Source organism: Cupriavidus pauculus (genome assembly GCF_003854935.1).
GTDB classification, from domain to species: Bacteria; Pseudomonadota; Gammaproteobacteria; order Burkholderiales; family Burkholderiaceae; genus Cupriavidus; species Cupriavidus pauculus_C.
In genome coordinates this window covers 3193462-3212619 of record NZ_CP033969.1, presented here as the reverse complement: position 1 = coordinate 3212619, position 19158 = coordinate 3193462, and the positions used below count along the sequence as shown (strand labels likewise).

General features: G+C 71.0%; 20 protein-coding genes. 10 read left to right on the top strand and 10 right to left on the bottom strand.

The window, feature by feature from the left end:
• Positions 1-6: 6 nt before the first annotated feature.
• The 6 genes from EHF44_RS16150 to EHF44_RS16125 all read right to left on the bottom strand — a co-directional run bounded on the left by EHF44_RS16150 (position 7) and on the right by EHF44_RS16125 (position 4030).
• Positions 7-639, bottom strand: coding sequence for a PulJ/GspJ family protein (locus tag EHF44_RS16150; protein ID WP_124684583.1), 633 nt, complete (start codon positions 637-639; stop codon positions 7-9).
• Positions 636-1004 carry a type II secretion system minor pseudopilin GspI gene (gene gspI, locus EHF44_RS16145; protein ID WP_124684582.1) on the bottom strand — a complete coding sequence of 123 codons (369 nt, stop codon included), beginning with the start codon at positions 1002-1004 and terminating at the stop codon, positions 636-638. Before gspI ends, EHF44_RS16150 begins: the two co-directional genes overlap by 4 nt.
• Positions 991-1539, bottom strand: a complete 549-nt coding sequence (locus EHF44_RS16140) for a GspH/FimT family pseudopilin (protein ID WP_124684581.1) — start codon at positions 1537-1539, stop codon at positions 991-993. The genes gspI and EHF44_RS16140 overlap by 14 nt, the downstream gene beginning before the upstream one ends.
• Positions 1540-2748: a type II secretion system inner membrane protein GspF gene (gene gspF / locus EHF44_RS16135; protein WP_124684580.1), complete on the bottom strand. Its 1209-nt coding sequence runs from the start codon at positions 2746-2748 to the stop codon at positions 1540-1542.
• A 258-nt stretch (positions 2749-3006) separates the two neighbouring features.
• Positions 3007-3231 carry a hypothetical protein gene (locus EHF44_RS16130; protein WP_172966067.1) on the bottom strand — a complete coding sequence of 75 codons (225 nt, stop codon included), beginning with the start codon at positions 3229-3231 and terminating at the stop codon, positions 3007-3009.
• 430 nt (positions 3232-3661) lie between these two features.
• Positions 3662-4030, bottom strand: a complete 369-nt coding sequence (locus EHF44_RS16125; protein ID WP_124684578.1) for a hypothetical protein — start codon at positions 4028-4030, stop codon at positions 3662-3664.
• A 63-nt stretch (positions 4031-4093) separates the two neighbouring features.
• Between EHF44_RS16125 and EHF44_RS16120 the strand changes: the two genes are divergently transcribed.
• Genes EHF44_RS16120 through EHF44_RS16085 form a run of 8 tightly spaced genes read left to right on the top strand, consistent with a single transcriptional unit; the run spans position 4094 to position 12604 of the window.
• Entirely contained in the window at positions 4094-5008 is a 915-nt protein-coding gene (locus EHF44_RS16120; protein ID WP_124684577.1) for a peptidylprolyl isomerase, read from the top strand.
• A 35-nt stretch (positions 5009-5043) separates the two neighbouring features.
• On the top strand, positions 5044-6630 hold the full coding sequence (locus tag EHF44_RS16115; RefSeq protein ID WP_253699898.1) for a ShlB/FhaC/HecB family hemolysin secretion/activation protein: 1587 nt from the start codon (positions 5044-5046) through the stop codon (positions 6628-6630).
• 32 nt (positions 6631-6662) lie between these two features.
• Positions 6663-8570 (top strand): MotA/TolQ/ExbB proton channel family protein, encoded by a 1908-nt coding sequence (locus EHF44_RS16110; protein WP_124684575.1) that lies wholly within the window; start codon positions 6663-6665, stop codon positions 8568-8570.
• Positions 8571-8595: 25 nt separating this feature from the next.
• Positions 8596-9003, top strand: a complete 408-nt coding sequence (locus tag EHF44_RS16105) for an ExbD/TolR family protein (RefSeq protein WP_124684574.1) — start codon at positions 8596-8598, stop codon at positions 9001-9003.
• Positions 9004-9006: 3 nt separating this feature from the next.
• Entirely contained in the window at positions 9007-9687 is a 681-nt protein-coding gene (locus EHF44_RS16100) for an energy transducer TonB (RefSeq protein ID WP_124684573.1), read from the top strand.
• Positions 9688-9720: 33 nt separating this feature from the next.
• Complete coding sequence (locus tag EHF44_RS16095) at positions 9721-11472, top strand: putative porin (RefSeq protein ID WP_124684572.1); 1752 nt, start codon at positions 9721-9723, stop codon at positions 11470-11472.
• An 8-nt stretch (positions 11473-11480) separates the two neighbouring features.
• Positions 11481-12137: a DNA repair protein gene (locus tag EHF44_RS16090; protein WP_124684571.1), complete on the top strand. Its 657-nt coding sequence runs from the start codon at positions 11481-11483 to the stop codon at positions 12135-12137.
• The gene (locus tag EHF44_RS16085; RefSeq protein WP_253699896.1) at positions 12134-12604 is read left to right on the top strand and encodes a YbjN domain-containing protein; all 471 of its coding nucleotides are present in this window, start codon (positions 12134-12136) and stop codon (positions 12602-12604) included. The genes EHF44_RS16090 and EHF44_RS16085 overlap by 4 nt, the downstream gene beginning before the upstream one ends.
• 35 nt (positions 12605-12639) lie before the next feature.
• Here EHF44_RS16085 and EHF44_RS16080 read toward each other — a convergent pair whose 3' ends face one another.
• Both EHF44_RS16080 and EHF44_RS16075 read right to left on the bottom strand, forming a co-directional pair.
• Positions 12640-13350, bottom strand: coding sequence for a hypothetical protein (locus EHF44_RS16080; protein WP_148094322.1), 711 nt, complete (start codon positions 13348-13350; stop codon positions 12640-12642).
• A 146-nt stretch (positions 13351-13496) separates the two neighbouring features.
• Positions 13497-14837: an SLC13 family permease gene (locus EHF44_RS16075; RefSeq protein WP_124684569.1), complete on the bottom strand. Its 1341-nt coding sequence runs from the start codon at positions 14835-14837 to the stop codon at positions 13497-13499.
• 407 nt (positions 14838-15244) lie between these two features.
• On the opposite strand from EHF44_RS16075, the gene EHF44_RS16070 reads away from it, so the two are divergent.
• Positions 15245-16510 carry a TIGR03862 family flavoprotein gene (locus EHF44_RS16070; protein ID WP_124684568.1) on the top strand — a complete coding sequence of 422 codons (1266 nt, stop codon included), beginning with the start codon at positions 15245-15247 and terminating at the stop codon, positions 16508-16510.
• A gap of 19 nt (positions 16511-16529) precedes the next feature.
• Here EHF44_RS16070 and EHF44_RS16065 read toward each other — a convergent pair whose 3' ends face one another.
• On the bottom strand, positions 16530-17264 hold the full coding sequence (locus EHF44_RS16065) for an ABC transporter substrate-binding protein (RefSeq protein ID WP_124684567.1): 735 nt from the start codon (positions 17262-17264) through the stop codon (positions 16530-16532).
• Between the two features lie 186 nt (positions 17265-17450).
• Between EHF44_RS16065 and EHF44_RS16060 the strand changes: the two genes are divergently transcribed.
• On the top strand, positions 17451-17873 hold the full coding sequence (locus EHF44_RS16060) for a hypothetical protein (RefSeq protein WP_253699894.1): 423 nt from the start codon (positions 17451-17453) through the stop codon (positions 17871-17873).
• Between the two features lie 45 nt (positions 17874-17918).
• On the opposite strand, the gene EHF44_RS16055 is transcribed toward EHF44_RS16060, so the two are convergent.
• Positions 17919-18866, bottom strand: coding sequence for a 2OG-Fe(II) oxygenase (locus tag EHF44_RS16055; RefSeq protein WP_124684566.1), 948 nt, complete (start codon positions 18864-18866; stop codon positions 17919-17921).
• Between the last annotated feature and the right edge of the window lie 292 nt (positions 18867-19158).

Here is a 19158-nt window from a genome sequence, read left to right as displayed (position 1 = left end):
ACCGGCCTAGCGCTGCGCCGCCGCGATGACGCGCCGGTAGGCGCTCGGCGGCGCGCCCGCCAGGACGACGATCTCGATGCCGCCCACGGCGTTGCGCGGCTGCGTGGGCGCGGTGCCGGGCGGGGCGGCCGGGGGCTTGCGCTCGCCATCGGTGGCGGCCCAGCCGCGCCGCGCGCCATCGGACAGCCAGCCGCGCACCTGCATGCCGGCGGCGCGGCCGACCAGCGCCTGCCGCTCGACCGGCGCGGCCGACAGGGCGGCGCGTGCCTCGGCACGGCTGGCCAGCGGCGACGACAGTTCGCGCCAGAGCACGCCTTCGGCGCTGCGGTAGCGCACGGCCTGCCAGCGCGGCGGCCCCTCGCCATCGGCGCTGCCGTCCGCGCGGCGCACGATGCGGAGTTGCGTGGCGTCGAACGCGATGGCATGGGCCCCGAGGTCGGCGTCGGGCACCGCATCGGCCAGGTCGATGGCGAGCTGGTCGAACAGGCGGTCGGCCTCGCGCAGGTCGGTCATCGTATCGACCACACCCTGCTGGCCGCGGATGATGCCGGTCAGCGCGCGATAGGACATCAGCGCCACGATGGCCAGCAGCGCCACGGCGATCACCATTTCGATCAACGTGAATCCGCGCGGCTTCATCGGGGCAGTACCTGGGCAAGCTGCGCCAGCCGCGTGCCGGCGTCGCCGGACCGGTAGACGGCTACGGTCACCAGCAGCAGGCGCGGGTCGCTGGTGGCCATCACGCTTTCCTCGCAGTCGAGCGCCACCGGGCCCTGGTTGCAGCCGAAACGGCGCGTGCCCGGCGCGGGCGGCGCGGCGGCCAGGCGCAGCTCGGCCAGCCGGTTCGCGGCGCTCCAGCCGGCCACGGTGCGGGCGCGCAGCGCGTCGCTGCTGTCGGCCATCATGCCGGCGGCGCGCATGCAGGCGCCCAGCGCCACGGCGACGATCACCAGCGCCACCAGCACCTCGATCATCGTGAAGCCGGCGCGGTCATTGCACGGCATAGCGGCCCGGCGCGAGGGTGACGATGCGCACCGTCGCGCCGTCGCGTTGCAGCAGGATGTCGAGCGTCGGCTCCACGGCCTCGCGCCCGAACAGGATGCGGGCGCCGCCGCTTTGCACCGGCGCACCGGGCTGCGACACCTGCAGCGCGGCCAGCGGCGTGCCCCAGGAACCGGGCACGAGCGTGTCGTCGCGCAGCGGCAGCCAGCGCGAGCCGTCGCGGATCAGGAACCGCCACGACCGCGCATCGGCTTCCCAGGCAATCGGCGCGCCGCGCAGCCGGGCCTCGTCGTGCGCGCCCTGCATCAGCCAGATCAGCCGCTGCGCTTGCTGCGCCAGTAGCTGGCCGGGACTGGGCTGGGCGTTGACGGCCACCATGCCGCTGACCACGCCGACGATCACGATGACCACCAGCAGTTCCAGCAGCGTGAACCCGCGCGGGCGCCGGGCGCGGCGTTTCCCGGTGGCCGACGTCGGCATCGTGCCCGCATCCGCCGGGCTGGCCGTCCACGTCCAGGCGTTACGCAGGCGGCCCATCTAGCGCACCATCTGGTTGATTTCGAGGATCGGCATCAGCACGGCCAGTACGATCATCAGCACCATCAGCCCCATGCCCAGGATCAGCGCGGGTTCCAGCAGGCCGGTGATGAACATGGTGCGCCGCTCAAGCTGGCTGGCTTCGCCCTGCGCGGCGCGCTCCAGCATGTCGGGCAGATTGCCGGTGGCCTCGCCGGAACGGATCAGGTGGATCAGCACGGGCGGGAACCGGTTGGTCACCGCCAGCGCGCGGGCCAGCGACGTGCCTTCGCGCACGCGCGAGATGGCGTCTTCAACCGTGGCGCGCAGCGCGACGTTGTTCAACGTCTCGCCGGCGGCCTGCAGCGCGCGCAGGATCGGCACGCCGGCGCTGGTCAGGATGGCCAGCGTGCTGGCAAAGCGCGCGGTGTTGTAGCCGCTCACGAGCTTGCCCAGCAGCGGGGCGGTCAACAGCCAGACGTGCCAGCGATGGCGCGGCCCGGGCTGCGCGAGGAAGCGCCGCACGGTCCAACCCAGCGCCACCACGCCCAGCGCGGCGGCCCAGCCCCATTCGCGCGCGAAATCGCTGCAGGCCAGCATGATTTCGGTGATCAGCGGCAGCTTCTGCCTGGTGGTGGTGAACACGCCCACCACCTGCGGGACCACGTAGGTCAGCAGGAACACGACGATGCCGAACGCCACCACGGTGACCACGGCCGGGTACGTGAAGGCGAGCTTGATCTTCTGCGTGAGCGCGTTGCGGCTTTCCACGTAGTCGGCCAGCCGGGTCAGCACCAGGTGCAGCTTGCCGCTGTGCTCGCCGGCGGACACCAGCGCGCGGTAGATGTCCGGGAAGTCGCGCGGATGCTGCTGCAGCGCGCTGGACAGCGACTGGCCGCCCACCACGTCGGCCCGGATGGCGCTCAACAGCTGCCGCATGTAGCTGCGTTCGGCCTGGTCGGCCAGCGCGGCCAGCGCCTCGTTGAGCGGCAGCCCGGCCGTCAGCAGGCTCGATAGCTGCCGCGTGAAGAGGGCCTGCTCCTGCGCGCCGAGCCGGGGCGAGAACAGGGTCATCTGCTGCCCGGCCGCCGTGGCCAGCGGCAGCACCTTGAGCGGCGTCAGCCCCCGCGTACGCAACTGGCCGCGCGCGGCCTTGCTGCCCTCGGCGTCCAGCACGCCGCGATGCACCTTCCCCCCCAGATCGACAGCTTCATAGCGGAATGCGGGCACGCTGGGCTCCTGGTTGGTCGGGGCGGCTAACCCCACCAACATATCGGCCCACTGCGGCACAACCGTGGCGGCAAAGGGGCAGGTTTTGCCATCGAACCATCACGCACGGCGCGGGCGCGAACACCGGGCCACAAAATATTCCATTTGCGTGCGAAAGAAATGTCAGGAATCTGAAACATTGCCCCCCGTGCCGGGGGTTGGCCGCCGGGGCCGGGGAGGGGACGGCCGCCAGGGGATTGGCGGCGCGGGGCGTGCCGTTCAGTTGCTGCCGAAGTCGCCGGGCAGCGTGCCCTGGTCTGCCAGGTTTGCCTTGCTTTCGGCCAGCAGCGTCATCACTTCCCGCCACCATGCGGCTGACACCAGGTAGGCGTGCGGCCGTTGGTGCCGGATGACCAGTACCGGCTGTTCCTGCGCGGCCTCAAGGGCCCTCGACGGGTTAGAACTGAACTTCGTCACGTTCATGACCCATTGGTTTTCCGTCATTTGCATTTATCCCTTTTATTGCGACGAAACAGGCGACTGCCGGGCTGACCGGCAGGAGCGGCAAGGGGGGTCCGTGAAGATGGAATGGCCGCTTGGCTAGCCGTGACAAAGCGCGTCCGCTGCAAGCGTGCGGGCGCGTTGGCTGCGTATGGTTGGAATGGCGGCTCAGACGCGAAAAATGGACTGCCTCGCGCTCCCTGGCCGTGCACGCCTTGCGAGACGTGAACGCTTCATCAAACTGCCTCCCGGTAAAGCGCTCGGTGCGTGCAAGGGGCCAGGTCGCAGTCGATGCTATGTGAGGTCCGTGTCGGAATCGTTACACGATCTGGACATTCATTGCCATTTTCATTACCCAATTGCCGGCGGCGTCCGGTGGCGCTGGCGTTGCGTGGCACCAGTCCCCACCGACGAAGGGGAGGGCATTGTTACGTTATCGGCGGGGCCCCACGGCGGGCATGAACGTCACCCGTTCGGGTGGCCGCTGCGCCTGCGCCGACGTGCCGAAGGTGTTGCCCATGCGGTTGGCCGTGGCCGAATAGTTGAACAGGCCGAGCTGGTTCGATGGGCGGCCGGCCGCCTGCTCGCCCGGCGTCGCGGCCTCCGGCGGGCGCTGCGCCTGCACCCCGCGCGCCAGCCGCTCGTTCAGGCAATCGAGCGCTGGCGCGCGTTGTCCATTGACTTCGACGCTGACGCACGCAGCGCCGTGTTGCGCGTCGGCAATCTGCCCAGATTCCGCAACAACCACGTCACCGTGCGCCGCAAGAATCGCCGCCATTGCAAATCCCAGAAGTTTTTTCAACGCTGTGCTCCGTGGTAAAGGCCAGGACCGTCGTTGAGCGAACGCTACCGGAGGCTCCTTGCCATGCGCAAGCTGCAGTTGAGACATATTCGCGTTGGCGTGGCGTTCCACGCCGGCACCGCCGTGCTGTGTGCCGCGCTGGCAACGTCCGCGATGGGCGCCGACAAGGTGGTGGCGCGCAGCGGCAGTGCCACTGTGACCCAGGACGAGCTGGAAACGTTCCTGCGCGGCCTGGACGCCCCCGCGCGCCAGCGCCTGGCCGCCGACAAGGCACTGCTGGAGCGGCTGGTGCAGGGCCGCCTGGCGCAGAAGACCGTGCTGGCCGAAGCCGAGGCCAAGGGCTGGGCGAAGAAGCCTGACGTGGCCGCCATGGCGCGCGACGCCGGCCAGCAGGTGGTGGTGCGCAGCTATCTGGAATCGATCTCGCAGGCGCCGCAGGCCTACCCGTCCGACGCTGAGCTGCAGGCCGCCTACGACGCCAACAAGGCGGCATTCACGGCGCCGAAGGCGTGGCACATCGCGCAGATCTTCGTGGCGGCCACCGGCGACGACGCGGCCGTGACCAAGGCGCGCAAGGATGCCGACGACCTGGCCCGGCAGGCGCGCGGTGGCGACTTTGCCGCGCTGGCCCGGGCCCGCTCGCAGGAGCCGCGCTCGGCCGCCAGCGGCGGCGACACCGGCTGGGTATCCGAGGCCGAGATGATTCCCGAGATCCGCGCGGCGGTGGCTGGCATGAAGCCGGGCGCGGTGTCCGATCCGGTGCGCACGCCCAACGGCTTCCATGTGCTGAAGCTGCTGGAGGTGCGCGAGGCGGGCCTGCGTCCGCTGGCCGAGGTGCGCGACCGGCTGCGCGCCACCATGCGCCAGCAGTACGAGGCCGACGCCGCCCAGCAGTACCTGCGGCAGCAGGTCAGCGCGCAGGGCGCCAACGCCATCGACAAGGCCGCGCTGGACAGCGTGATTTCCGCCGTGCGCTGACAGCGCCCGCATCCACAAAGAGGGCAGGTATGGAAATGTCCCGGCAACACGGGATCGGGGAGCGCTCGCGCCTGTCGCGTGCGGCGATGCTGCTGATCATGGTGGCGCACGCCGGCGCCGCCGCCGCGCAGGCCGCGCCGGCCCGCTTCGACGTCAACGAGTACGTGGTGCGCGGCAACACTGTGCTCGATGCCGTGGAGATCGAGACGTCGATCGAGCCGTTCCTGGGCCCCGACCGTTCCGTCGACGACGTCCAGGCCGCGCGCGCCGCGCTGGAAAAGCGCTATCAGGACCGCGGCTACCAGTCCGTCGTGGTGGAACTGCCCGAGCAGCGCGTGACCGGCGGCGTGGTGGTGTTGCAGGTGGTGGAAACCCGCGTGGGCCGGCTGCGCGTGGTGGGTGCCGAGCATTACTCGCCCGCCATGGTGCGTGACGCCGTACCGTCGCTGGCCGAAGGCGGCGTGCCGGACTTCAACGCCGCGCAGCAGCAGCTCACGAGCCTGAACACCACGCCCAACCGGCAGGTGGTGCCGATGGTGCGGCCGGGGTCGCTGCCGCAGACGGTCGATGTCGAACTGAAGGTGGAAGACCACAACCCGCTCGGCGGCAGCGTGTCGCTGAACAACGACCACAGCGTGGATACCCACGCGCTGCGGGCGTCGGCCACGCTGAGCCACGACAACCTCTGGCAGCGCGGCCACCAGGCGTCGGTCACGTTCTTTGGCGCCCCGCAGGCGCTCAGCGAGGCGCGGGTCTGGTCGTTCAGCTACCTGGCGCCGTTCCGGAACTCGCCGTTCAGCGTGCAGGCCACCGGCTATACGTCGGACAGCAACGTGGCGACGGTGGGCGGCACCAGCGTGCTCGGCAACGGCTACGCGGTGGGTCTGCAGGGCAACTACGCGCTGCCGCAGACCGGTGACTGGACCGGCTCCGTCGGGCTGGGGTTCGATTTCAAGGACCTCAAGGAAAAGGTCTCGCTGGGCGGCAGCAGCTCGGACGTGCCGATCCACTACGTGCCGATGACGCTGTCGTTCAACGGCTACCGCTTCAGCGAGCGCTCGCAGAGCGCACTGGCGCTGTCCGCGGTGATGGGCACCGGCATCGGCAGCGGCGCGCAGGACTTTGGCGCCAAGCGCTACCGCGCGTCGCCCGATTTCATGTACCTGAAGGCCGATGGCTCGCACACGCAGACACTCGGCAGCGGCGCGCAGCTCTACGCGCGCGGCGCGGCGCAGGTCTCGTCGGGGCCGCTGGTATCGAGCGAGCAGTTCGCGGCCGGCGGCGCCACCAGCGTGCGCGGCTATTACTCGGCCGAGGCCACGTCGGACAACGGCGTGCTGGGCTCGCTGGAGGTGCGATCGCCGTCGTACGCGGACTGGCTCTGGGCCGGCGTGGACGAATGGCGCGTCTACGGCTTCCTGGACGCCGCCACGCTGCGCCTGAAAGACCCGCTGCCCGAACAGCGCCGCAGCTACACGCTGCTGGGCGTGGGCTTTGGCACCAGCTTCCGGATGTACCGCGCGGTCACCGGCAAGCTCGATTTCGGCTGGCCGCTGCGCGACGCGCAACGGACCGAAGCCGGCTCCCTGACCGTCAATTTCAATGTCCGCGCCAATTTCTGATGCGCCCGCAAGGTGCGCGACGGAGCCCTGTCATGCGTAAACTGCTTCTCTCCCTGGCCCTCGCCGCCGGCCTGCTGCCGCAGGCGGCGCAAGCGTGGTGGCAACAGGAATGGTCCTACCGCAAGCCCGTTTCGGTCGATACCACGCCGAACGGCGCCAACATCGCCGAACCGCTCGGGCGCGTGCCGGTGCTGGTGCGGCTGCATGCGGGCAACTTCCAGTTCGATGGCGTGCACGAGAAGGGCGCCGACCTGCGCTTCGTGGCCGCCGACGACAAGACGCCGCTTGCCGCCCAGGTCGAACAGTTCGACCCGCTGCTCGGCATGGCGCTGGTGTGGGTCGACGTGCCGGCCGTGGCCGGCGGTGCGCGCCAGGACCTGTGGATGTACTACGGCAACCAGAAGGCCACGCCGGGTGGTGGCGCCGCGTCGCCGTTCGATGCCGACTACACGGCCGTCTACCACTTCGATGGCGCGTCGGGCACGGCACCGGCCGATGCCACCGCGTACCACAACAACGCCCAGGGCGGCGTGGCGGTGGGCGAGGGGCTGATCGGCCAGGCGGCGAAGCTCGACGGCAAGCAGGGCATGGCGCTGCCTGCCAGCGAATCGCTGAAGGTTGGCCCGGGCGGCGCGCTGACGATGGGCGCCTGGATCCGCACCGACGCCAATGCCAGCGGCGCGCTATTCGTGCGCCGTGACGCCGGCAATGCACTGGTCGTGGGGCTGGCCAATGGCGTGCCGTACGTGCGGCTGGGGGCGCAGCAGGCCGCCGCGCAGCAGGCCATCGGCGCGCAGCAGTGGACCCATGTGGCCGTCGCGGCCGGCAACGGCGAGATCGCGCTGCTGGTCAACGGCAAGGAAGCCGCGAAGCTGGCGGCGGCGCTGCCGGCGCTGACCGGCCCGGCCACGGTGGGCGCCGATCCGTCCGGCGACCTGCCCGCCCTGGTGGCGGACGTCGACGAACTGCGCGTCTCGCGCGTGCGCCGGCCCACGGCGCTGCTGGCCGCCGAGGCGGCCATGCAGGGCAGCGAGTCGAAGCTGGTGGCCTACGGGCCCGACGAGAAGCAGGCCGGCGGCGGCTTTGGCGAGATCGGTTTCATCCTGACAAACGTGCCGGTCGATGCCTGGGTCGTGATCGGCCTGCTGGCGATCATGTCGGTGCTGTCGTGGTGGGTGACCTATACCAAGGCAACCTATGTTGGCCGGGTGTCGCGCGCCAATGACGCCTTCATCGAGCAGTTCCGCAAGATCGGCCACCGGCTCGAAGCGCTGGCCGAGGCGATACCGGCCAACGCGGCGCTGGAGCGCACGATGCGCGATTCGAGCCTGTACCGCCTGTACCAGGTGGCAGTGAACGAACTGCGCACCCGGCGCCAGCAGGAGGGCACGCAGACCGTGACCACCGAGACGATCGAGGCGATCCGCGCATCGATGGACGCCACCCGGGTGCGCGAGAACCAGCGGCTGAACCGCGGGCTGGTGCTGCTGACGATCTCGATCTCGGGCGGCCCGTACCTGGGCCTGCTGGGCACGGTGGTCGGCATCATCCTGGTGTTCGCGGCCGTGGCGCTGGCCGGCGAGGTCAACATCAACGCGATCGCACCCGGCATTGCCGCCGCGCTGGTGGCCACTGTGGTGGGTCTGTTCGTCGCCATCCCGGCGCTGTTTTCCTACAACTACCTGCTCACGCGCAACAAGAACGTCAGCGCCGACATGGACGTGTTCGTCGACGAGTTCGTGACGCGGCTGGCCGAGCTGCACGCGATGCCCGAGACGCTGCTGGCCGAGGCCGGCGCCGATGCCGGCGCGCACATGGATCGCTTCGTGGCCGAGCTGATGCGCCGCTTTGCCGAGGCGGGCCTGGTGCCGGCGCAGCGCGGCGGCGGCAGCGTGGGCCTGTCACCGGCCGCGCCGGCCGACGGGCGCGGCAACGTCTGAGCCGCACGGACCAAGGAGAACCGCCATGGCCGCCGCGCATGACGACGACAAGCCCTACGACGACATCAACATCACGCCGCTGCTGGACCTGGCGTTCGTGCTGCTGATCATCTTCATCCTGATGACCACGGCCGCCGTGCAGGGCATCAAGGTGGACCTGCCCAAGGCCAGCGCATCGGCCAGCCTGTCCGAGCAGAAGGTCAAGGCCATCACGGTGTCGGATTCTGGCCAGGTCTACCTGGACGCGATGCCCGTGACGCTGCCCGAGCTGGAAGACCGCCTGCGCTCGCAGCGCGCGCTGACGCCCGATTTTCCGGTGATCGTCAAGGGCGACGCTGGCGTGCAGTACCGCAAGGTGGTGGAAGTGCTGGACCTGCTGCGCCGGCTGGAACTGCAGCAGGTGGGCCTGGTGACCGGCAAGCAGAGCAACTAGGCCATGGATTCGCACCCGTCCCCAGCCGCCCGCAGACGCCGGGCCGCCCTGGCCGCGCTGGCGCTGGCCGTGGTGGCGCTGGTTGGCTGGTTGGTCTGGCAATGGTCGGCGGACAAGGCCGCCGCGCGCCGCGAGGCACCGCGCCTGCCGCCGATGGTGGCGCTGCCGCCCCCGCCGCCACCGCCCCCGCCGCCGCCCGAACAGAAGCCGCCCGAGGTGAAGGAGCGCATGCAGGCGCCCGAGCCAAAGCCCATGGAGCCAGCCAAGCCGGCCGAGGCGCCCAAGCCCGCCAACGACGCACCCGAGAGCGTGACGATGAACGCGGATGCCCAGGCCGGCGCCGGGGGCATCCAGATCGGCAGCGGTGGCGGCATGGGCGGTGGGGGCAGCGGCGGCGGCCGTGCCGGCAACGCGACGTACGGCCAGTACCTGGCCTACGCGCTGCAGCGCGCGGTGCAACGCGACCCGGCGACCGCGCGGCTGGCCTATCCGCAACTGCTGCTGCACCTGTGGCTCGACGATGGCGGACGCATCACCCGCGTGGAGCTGGTGCGCTCCAGCGGCGATGCGAAGACCGACGAGGCCCTGCTGGCGGCGTTGCGCGCCGTGGGCCAGGTCGACGAGAAGCCGCCCGCGGGACTGACCTTTCCGGCGCGCGTCGCGATGCAGGCGCGGCGCCCCTGACGACATGGACATTCGGATCATGAGGAGAAAGCAATGAACCAGGCAATGCGCGTGCGCCGGCCTGTACTGCAACCGCTGGCGGCAGCGCTGCTGCTGGCCATGTGCGGCCAGCCGGCGTGGGCCCAGGCCGCGGCCGGCGCGCCATCGGGCGACGTCACGCAGAACCTGATCCGCATCCTGGTGATGCGCGGGACGCTGACCAGGGATGAGGGCGACGCGCTGCTGGCCCAGGCCCGCGCCGCCGCGCAGCCACCGACTGGCGGCGGCACGGCGCTGGCCGCGGGTGGCGTGGCGGGCGTGGCCGGTGCGGCCGTTGCGCAACCGGGCGACGTGCGCGTGCCGTACGTGTCGCCCCGCGTGCGCGCGGAGATCCGCGACGAGGTCAAGCAGGAAGTCATCGCGCAGGCCAGGGCGGAAAACTGGGCGCAGCCCAACACGTTCCCGGACTGGGTGTCGCGCATCACGGTATCGGGCGACGTGCGCGTGCGCTACCAGGCCAACCTGTACGGCAGCGGCAACGCGCCGGCCGTGGACTACGCGGCCATCAACGCGAACGGCCCGGTCAACATGAACAACGCCAGCGGTGTGCTGCCGCCGCTGCTGAACACCACCGAGGACCAGAACGACCTGTTCCGCATCCGCGCCCGGCTGGGCGTGACCGCGGCAATCTCGGACGATCTCACGGCGGGCATCCGGCTGGGCACGGGCAGCAGCAACGGGCCGGTGTCGACCACGCAGACGCTGGGCGGCGGGTTTGCCAAGAAGAGCATCTGGCTGGACCAGGCCTACCTGGACTACCGCTTCACCGAAGCCTTCCGCGTCACGGCCGGCCGCTTCGGCAACCCGTTCTATTCGCTCGACAACGCGGACCTGCTGTTCGCCAACGACCTGAACTTCGATGGCATCGCCGGCCGCTGGCTCAAGCCGGTGGGCAATCGCGGCGTCACGGCGTTCGTGACCGGCGGCGTATTCCCGGTCAACTACGGCGCCGACAACTTCCCGGAAAACAGCCCGGAGAAGGACAGCCATGCGAGCTGGCTGTTCGCGCTGCAGGCCGGCGCCGAGGGCAAGCTGGGCGCGGACCGCGTCAAGGGTGCCATCGCCTACTACCACTTCACCGGCATGCGCGGGGCGTTCTCGTCGCCGTGCCTCACATCGGCGCCTTCCTGCGACACCGACAACACGCGCCCGGCCTTCATGCAGAAGGGCAACACGGTGTTCGGGCTGCGCAACAACGTGCCGGTCAACGTCGACGACACGTCGAACCCGCAGTTCTTTGGCCTGACGCAGAACTTCCGTCCGCTGAACCTGACCGCGCAGTGGGACACCCAGGTCTTCAGGCTGCCGTTCAGCCTGCAGGCCAGCTACGTGCGCAACCTGGCGTACGACAAGGACCGCGCGTTCCAGGACCCGCGCGCGTACCCGGCCAACCACTACGAGGGCGTGGACGGGTCCACGCCGGTGGCCGAGTACAAGGACAAGTGGCGCAGCGGCCCGAACGGCTACCTGCTGCGCGCGATCTTCGGCAACCAGACGATCTCCGCGCGGGGCCAGTGGAACTTCCTGCTCGGCTACAAGTACCTGCAGCCGGACGCCGTGCCGGATGGCTTCACCGACCCGGACTTCCGCCTGGGCGGGACCAACGCCAAGGGCTATTTCCTGGGCGCCGCCTATGGCATCGACAAGCACGCCTGGCTGCAGGCCCGCTGGCTGAGCGGCCGCGAGGTCTACGGCGATCCGCTGGCCATCAACGTGCTGATGCTGGAATTGAACGCCAAGTTCTGAGGAACATCATGGGACCCATCCAGAAGGCGGCATGGTGCGCGGTGCTCTGCGCGATACCGGTGGCGGCGCTCGCGCAGGCGCAGGGCTCGCTGGAAGACCGGCTGCGCACGCAGCTGCGCACGCTGAACGCGCAGAACCAGCAGCTCCAGGCGGAGAAATCGACGATGCATGCCGCGCTGCGCGGGGCCGAGGCCGACCGCGATGCCGCGCGCAAGGAACTGGCCGGGCTGCGCGGCGATCTTGACGCGGCGCGCCAGCGCGCGCAGGGCCTGGCCGCGCGGCAGCGCCAGGTGGAAGAGGGCGCCGCCGCCCAGGCGCGGGCCGCCGACGAGAAGCGCGAGGCATCGCAGGAGGCCGCGCGCACGTTGCAGCAGCAACTGGCCGCGACCACGCAGGACCGCGGCAAGCTGGCCGATGCGCTGCGCGAGCGCGACGCGCAGCTCCAGGCGTGCGGCACCCGCAACGCGAACCTGCTGGCCACGGGCAAGGAGATCCTGGCCGCGTACGAGCGTTTTGACATCGCCGACGCCGTGGCGCTGCGCCAGCCGCTGGCGGCCGGCATGCGCGTGCGGCTGGAGAACGCGGCGCAGGACTACGGCGACCGCCTGCACGAGAACCGATTCGATCCGCGGGCCGCCACGGGCGTGCCCGCCGCCACGCCATGACGACCATGACCGATACCACCAGTCCCACGGACCTGCTGTCCGCCATCGACGCCGACACGCTGGCCGACGCAATCCGCGCCGCCGGCTGCGCGGTGACCACCGCCGAACGCGACGGCCACGTCCATCTGCACAGCGCCAGCCATGGCGTGGGGTTCCAGGTGCTCTGGGGCAATGCCGTGGCGGACGGGCAGTACGCCGACTTCACGCTCAGTTGCGCGTTGCGCGTGGCCGGCGGCGAGATGCCGCGCGACGTGCTCGATGGCTGGCATCGCGGCAAGCGTTTTGCCCGGCTGGCGACGCATGGCGAACTGATCGTGCTGGAGATGGATGTGACGCTGTACGACGGCGTCAGCCGCGCGCACGTGGCGTCGATGCTGCGGCTGTGGGTGATGATGACCGGCGAGTTCCTGCTGCACCTGCGCAGTGCGTCCGACAGCCAGCCGGCGTCCGTGCCGGCGGAGGCGTAACCCGGCCGCGCCGGCCCGGCGTCCGGGCTCAGGCGTCAGGCGTCGGTGCGCTCGCCGAGGAACAGCATGCCGCCGGCGTCGGTACGGCAGACGGCCAGCAGGCGCGGGCCAAAGCCGAGGCATTCGCCGGTCAACGCCTTGCCGCCGGGCAGGCAGTGGCGGGGGCCGGAGACGCGCAGCGAGACGGCAGACGAGAGCGGGTACGCGCGGGGCTGGCGTGCCGCCGCGGCATCGGACAACTGGCCGGACACGGCGCAGTTGCCCGGTACGCGGGTGGCGATCCGGCCCGCCTCGTCAATGCTGACGTCGATCGTGCCGGCCTCGCCCTGCGCATGCACGGTGCCGCGATAGACGCCCGCGAGCCGCGCCCGCGCATCTGGCGCCGGCGCGTCGCGGCCCAGCGTCCAGCCCTGGGTTTCATGGTGTGCGTGGTCATCGTCGCCACGCGCCAGCCGGATCTCCACCGCCTGCGCGGTCCGCGCCACGGTCACGGTCACCTTGCGCACCGTGCCTTCGAATGGCTGGTACTCGGTGCCGTGCCCGTCCGGGCCGATGTCGACAAAGCCGGCCGGCATGCCGGGCTGGCCGCCATAGGCCAGCAGGCCGTGCCCGGTGGATCCATGGAACACGGCGATGGCGGTGCCGTCGCGCGTATAGATGTCGGACGACATGGAGTCGGCAGAGGTGTGCACGTCGTTCTCGGTGGACTTGGGGTGTCGGGATGCAGCGGTCTTCGACAATTCCATACCAATATGACGCGCGACGCGAGATAGGGTTGACACCAATGCGGACCGGCCGTACCCAGCGGTTGCCGAATCAACGGGGGCCGGGGCGCCCCTTGCATGCAGCCATACACTGCCGCGCCGATGTGTCCGGCATGTGAAGCCCGGCCTCAGACCACCACGAACGCGAACCAGAGCACCACTGGCGCCACGATGGTCACCAGCGCGCCGTAGACCATCAGCTTGCGGAAGAACGCGTGCCGGTCCACGCCCTGCGCGTTGGCCAGCACCAGGGCGCCGTTGGTGGAGAACGGGCTGACGTCGACGATGGTCGACGAGACGGCCATGGCAGCGATGAAGCCGATGGCGCTGACATCGGACCCCTGCTGCAGGAACGGCACGGCCAGCGGGATCAGCGACCCCAGCACGGCCGTGGACGATGCGAACGCCGAGACCACGGCGCCGACGAAGCACAGCAGCAGCGCGGCCATCAGCGGCGACGCCAGCCCGGCCACGCTGTGGCCGACAAAGGCGATGGTGCCCATCTTCTCCATCACGCCCACGTAGGTGCTGACGCCCACGATCAGCATGATCTCGGGCCACGACACCTGCGTCAGCGCCGCCTTCTGCAGGTTGGGCGACACCAGCGTCAGCAGCACGGCAATCGACAGCGACACAAAGCCGATATCGAGCTTGAAGTACAGCGTCAGCACGGCCAGCGCCACCAGGCCCAGCACGGTCAGGTACTGGTACGGCGTGCCGGGCTGCTCGGCCTCGGCGCGCGCGGCCGTGGCCGAAGGGCCCAGCGGGTCTGCCATGCCGGCCGTCGCCACGCGCGCCTGGAACGGCGGGTCGATGGCGGCCACGCCGGGGCCGGCCGCAACCGTGCGCGGCAGCGCCGGGGCGCGCAGCAGCCGCATGCCGCCCAGCGCCACGAACAGGCCCAGCGCCACCAGCAGGTTCACGCCCAGGCTGGCAAAGGCCGTGGCCATCTCGTTGAGCGGCAGCCCGGCTTTCTCGACGATCTTGTTCGTGATGCCGCCATAGATGCTGATCGGCGAGAAGCCGCCGCCCTGCGCGCCGTGCACGACCATCAGCCCCATCATCAGCGGGTTGATGTTGTACTTGGCCGCAAAGCCCAGCGCGATGGGCGCGATGATGGCCACGGCGGCGGGGCTCACGGCGCCCACCGACGTCAGCACCGCCGCGATGCCGAACATGATCCACGGGATGGCGGCGATGCGCCCGCCCACGGCCCGCACGGCCTGCCGCACCAGCCAGTCGATGGTGCCGTTGTTCTGCGCCACCGCGAACAGGTAGGTGATGCCCACCAGCGTCAGGAACAGGTCGGCCGGGAATCCCGCCAGGATGCTCTTGGCAGGCATGGCGCCGAGCAGGGTGCCGACCAGGAAGGCGCCGACGAATGCCAGCGCCCCCATGTTGACCGGCAGGACGGTGGCGATCACGAACATCAGCCCGAGGACCGAAATGGAAACAATGTGCTGCAGCATGGCCTGCTCCCTGGCAGGGCAGCCGTCGCGGCTGCCGCCATCGATGGACAGTTGGAAAGGGTGGGGCTGGCCGGCGGGCGCCGGCCGGGGGCTACCGGGCGTGGTGGCGCGGGCGCACGCGGCGGGGGAATGGCTTGGGCATGGTGTCTCCGGATGTTGTCTTGGCCGCCGCGGTGGGCCGGGCGCGCGCTTTGTCGTTGGCTAGAAGATAGGGAAGCGCGCCGCCGGTATCAATTAAGGTGCGTTCCGGACCATTACGGTCAGCGAAAGCATCGGCCCGGTGCCAGCGCCCGCCGTGCCGCACAGAGGGCCTGGCCGGCACCCGGCGGGCGGCGGGCGCATATAATGCGCCGGCTTGCCGCCTGCCGGGCGGCCGTCCGCCTTTTTCATCGCCCGTCCGCCTGCCCATGTCCGCTGCCGCCTCTTCCGATCCTGTCCGCCTGCCTGGCGCCGTCGTCATCGGCGGCGGGCCGGCCGGGCTCATGGCGGCCGAGCAAATGGCCGCGCGCGGCGTGGCGGTGGACGTCTACGACGCCATGCCGTCGGTGGGACGCAAGTTCCTGATGGCCGGCAAGGGCGGCATGAACATCACCCACTCTGAGCCGGCCGACGCCTTCGTGGCCCGCTACGGCGCCCGCGCGGACCGCATCGGGCCGCTGCTGGACGACTTTGGCGCCGACGCGCTGCGGGCCTGGGTCCACGACCTCGGCATCGACACCTTCGTCGGCAGCTCGGGCCGCGTCTTTCCCACCGAGATGAAGGCCGCGCCGCTGCTGCGCGCGTGGCTGCACCGGCTGCGCGAGTCCGGCGTGCGCGTGCACGTGCGGCACCGCTGGACCGGCTTCACGCCGGGCGCCGATGGCTGGCACGGCCTGCGCTTCGCCACGCGCGATGGCGAGACCCACGTGGCCGCGCGCGCCGTGGTGCTGGCGCTGGGCGGGGGTAGCTGGGCGCGGCTGGGGTCCGATGGCGCGTGGATGCCGCTGCTGGCGGCGCGCGGCGTCGACGTGGCGCCGCTGCGGCCCGCCAACTGCGGCTTCGACGTGGCGTGGAGCCCGCTGTTCCGCAGCGAGCATGCGGGCGATCCGGTCAAGGCCGTGGCGATCGGCGTGACGGCGCCCGATGGCACCGTCTGGCATCGGCAGGGGGAATTCGTGATCAGCGAGACCGGCATCGAAGGCAGCCTGGTCTACGCGCTGTCCGCGCCGATCCGCGACCAGATCGACGCGCAGGGGCTGGCGACGATCACGCTGGACCTGGCGCCGGGACGCACGGCCGCGCAGGTGGCCGCCGAAGTGGCCCGGCCGCGTGGCGCGCGCTCGGTGTCCAGCCATCTGCAGAGCCGGCTCGGCATCACGGGCGTCAAGGCGCGGCTGCTGCGCGAGGTGCTGTCCAAGGAAGCGATGCACGACCCCGTGGCGCTGGCGGCGGCCATCAAGGCGCTGCCGCTGCAACTGCTGCGCGCGCGGCCGATCGACGAGGTCATCAGCACGGCCGGCGGCGTCCGCTTCGAGGCGATGGACGACCGGCTGATGCTGGACGCGCTGCCCGGCGTGTTCTGCGCCGGCGAGATGCTGGACTGGGAGGCCCCCACCGGCGGCTACCTGCTGACGGCCTGCCTGGCCAGCGGGCGCACCGCCGGGCTGGGCGCGGCGGCCTACCTCGGGGCCTGACGGCCCGCGCCGGGCACGCTCACTCGCCGGCCGGCGCCACGTTGGCGCCCGCGATGCCGTGCCGCTGCAGCGCCTGGGCGACCTTGCCCGACGCCTTCATCGCTTCCACGAATGCCGACAGGTACGCGGCCGCCGCCTCGCCGCGCGCCCGGTTCACGCCCATCGCCTGGCGGATCACCATGAAGCGCTCGTCCAGCAGGCGCAGGCCGCTCATGCCGGCCGTATCGGCCTGGAGCTGCTGCTTGACGCCGGCGGCCACGTCGAGGCCGCCATCGAGGAACGTCCGCACCACCGCCTGCGACGACGGCGCGCGCACGATTTCCGCGTGCTGCAGCTCGCGCGTCAGGTACAGGTCGTAGGCGCTGCCCTGGCCGACCACCACGCGCCGGCCCGGCTGGTCGACATCGGCGTTGTGGCGCACCGGCGAGGCGTCGCGCACCAGGTAGTAGCCTTCGATCAGCACGTACGGCGGCGTGAACGCAATGGTGGCGCCGCGCTTGGGATCGATGGCGAAGAAGCCGATGTCCGCCTGGCCGCTGGTCACCACGTCCACCGACTTGCCGGCCGTCTCCACCACCACCAGTTCCAGCGGCACACCCAGTTGCCCGGCCAGCGCCGTGGCCAGGTCCACCGACACCCCGCCCGCGCCGCCGCCGTCCTTGCGCTGGGCCAGTACCGGGTTGCCGAGGTTGATCGACGCGCGCAGCACGCCGGTGGGCGCAAAGGCGTCGAGAAGGGTCTTGTCAGCCGTCATGGAGGCTCCTCTGTTGGCGATGGAATGGCGCCGGGCCGTGTGACGTGCCGGCCGCCGCCGCGACATTGTAGGCCGTGGCCGCGCCGTGCGCGCCGGCGGGGGTTGGCCTTTGGGCCAATGGAGCGGGCGGGGCATTGGGCACTAGAGTGCTTCGCATCGAACGCGCCGTGCGAACAGGAGGCACCGATGATCCGGCCCATGCGCCACACCGTCGTCCCCGGCCTGGCCGCGCTGTGGCTGGCCGGCTGCAACACGGCCCCGATTCCACCGGGCAAGAATGTGCCGATCCAGGCCGCGCTGGACGCCATCACGCGCGACATGTGCGCGTTCCAGCAGCAGTTTGCGCAGGCGCCGCAGGGGCGCGGCGTGGGCGTGGATACCTACACCGTCGAGCTGGTGCTGACCGTCGACGCGGCCCGGCAGCCGCCCGTGGCCGTGGCGCCCGACATCGCGTTCATGCCGACCCTGACCTACGGCAACACGCTGATGATGGCCAAGGACAGCCGGCTGGTGGTCACGTTCCGGAACACGGGGCAGGGCGGCGCCGGGCCCTGTCCGCCCGCGCCGCCGCCGCAGCCCGGCACCCCGGCGCCGCAGCCGCCCGGCTGAAGCGGCACGGCCACGGCCGGCTGGCCGGCCAGCGTGGTGCCAGCCCTACATCGACGCGGCGCGCGCGTCGTCGGCGGCGGACACGAAGCGCCGCTGCCGCATCCACTTGGTCGCCACCCATTTCTCTCCGCGCACCACCGCGGCCGCCGCGTGCAGCGTGCGGCCGTCCAACTGGCCGCCGTCGTCGCAATACTCGAAATAGAGCGCGTTGCCCTTGCGCGGCAACACCGACAGGCCGATCTCTGGAAACACGGTCTCGCCGCCTTCGGGCACGTCGTTCAGGTAGATCACCATCGTGCTCACGCGCTGGCCGCTGCGCGCGATGGACGCCTGGTTCGACGGGTTGTCCGGCATCAGGAAGTCGAAGTGCGGGCGGCTCTGGGCGCCGGGGCCGTAGTGCAGCACCTGCAGGCCCTCGCCGTGTTCCACGGGCATCCGCATCAGCGCGGCGACGCGCGCATCGATCGTCGCCAGCAGCGGCGATTCCGCCAGCCGGAAGAACATGCCCTGGCTGCTGCGGTCGGGGCTGACCACGTGCTCGCCGGTGCGCGGGTCCACCAGCGTCGACGGCGCCAGGCGCGGGCGCGCCGCCGCCACCAGCGCGTCGCATTCGGCCGGCGTCAGTACCGCTTCCAGCACCGCCACCACGGGCCGGTCCGTGCGCGACAGCACGTGCACGGCACGGTCCCCGCCATCGAGCACGGCCGTGCGCGGCAGCCGGGCCGCGCCGGGCGCCGGGGGCGTCCGCTCGATCGTGACGAAGCCTTCGGGCATCGGCAGCCCGTCGCGCAGCACGCGGTCGAACGCCTGCACGAGCTGGCCGGCCACGGCCGGGTCAAAGCGCTGCCCGACCAGCGCGGCGGTGATCTCGGCCGGCGGGCCGCCGCGCCGCAGCGCATCGACGATCCAGTCGCGCAGCTCGGGCGAGAAATGGACCTTGGCAAGCTGGCGGGGCGGGTTGGAGGACGGGGCAGGGGTGGCTGGGGCTTGCATGGGCGGTTGTCACACGGGGCGCCGCCAGGCGGGCGCGGCGCCAAGTATCCAGCCCCGGTCGGGCGCGTGGCAACAACGTATCCACTTTGTATCAGGATCGGTGTGGTTGAAATGTCCTGTAACCAGGCGGCTGGCGGCGTGCATGAAACGGTCACATTGGATTCCTAGCATCGGGGCCGCTGCACTGGTCGGGAAGGGCGTACGCGCTGGCCCCGGCCGCGAAGGCGTCCGGCGCAGGCGGCCCCACCCGCCACCCCAAGGCGACGGCATCGGCTTCGGTGCGGCATCCCAC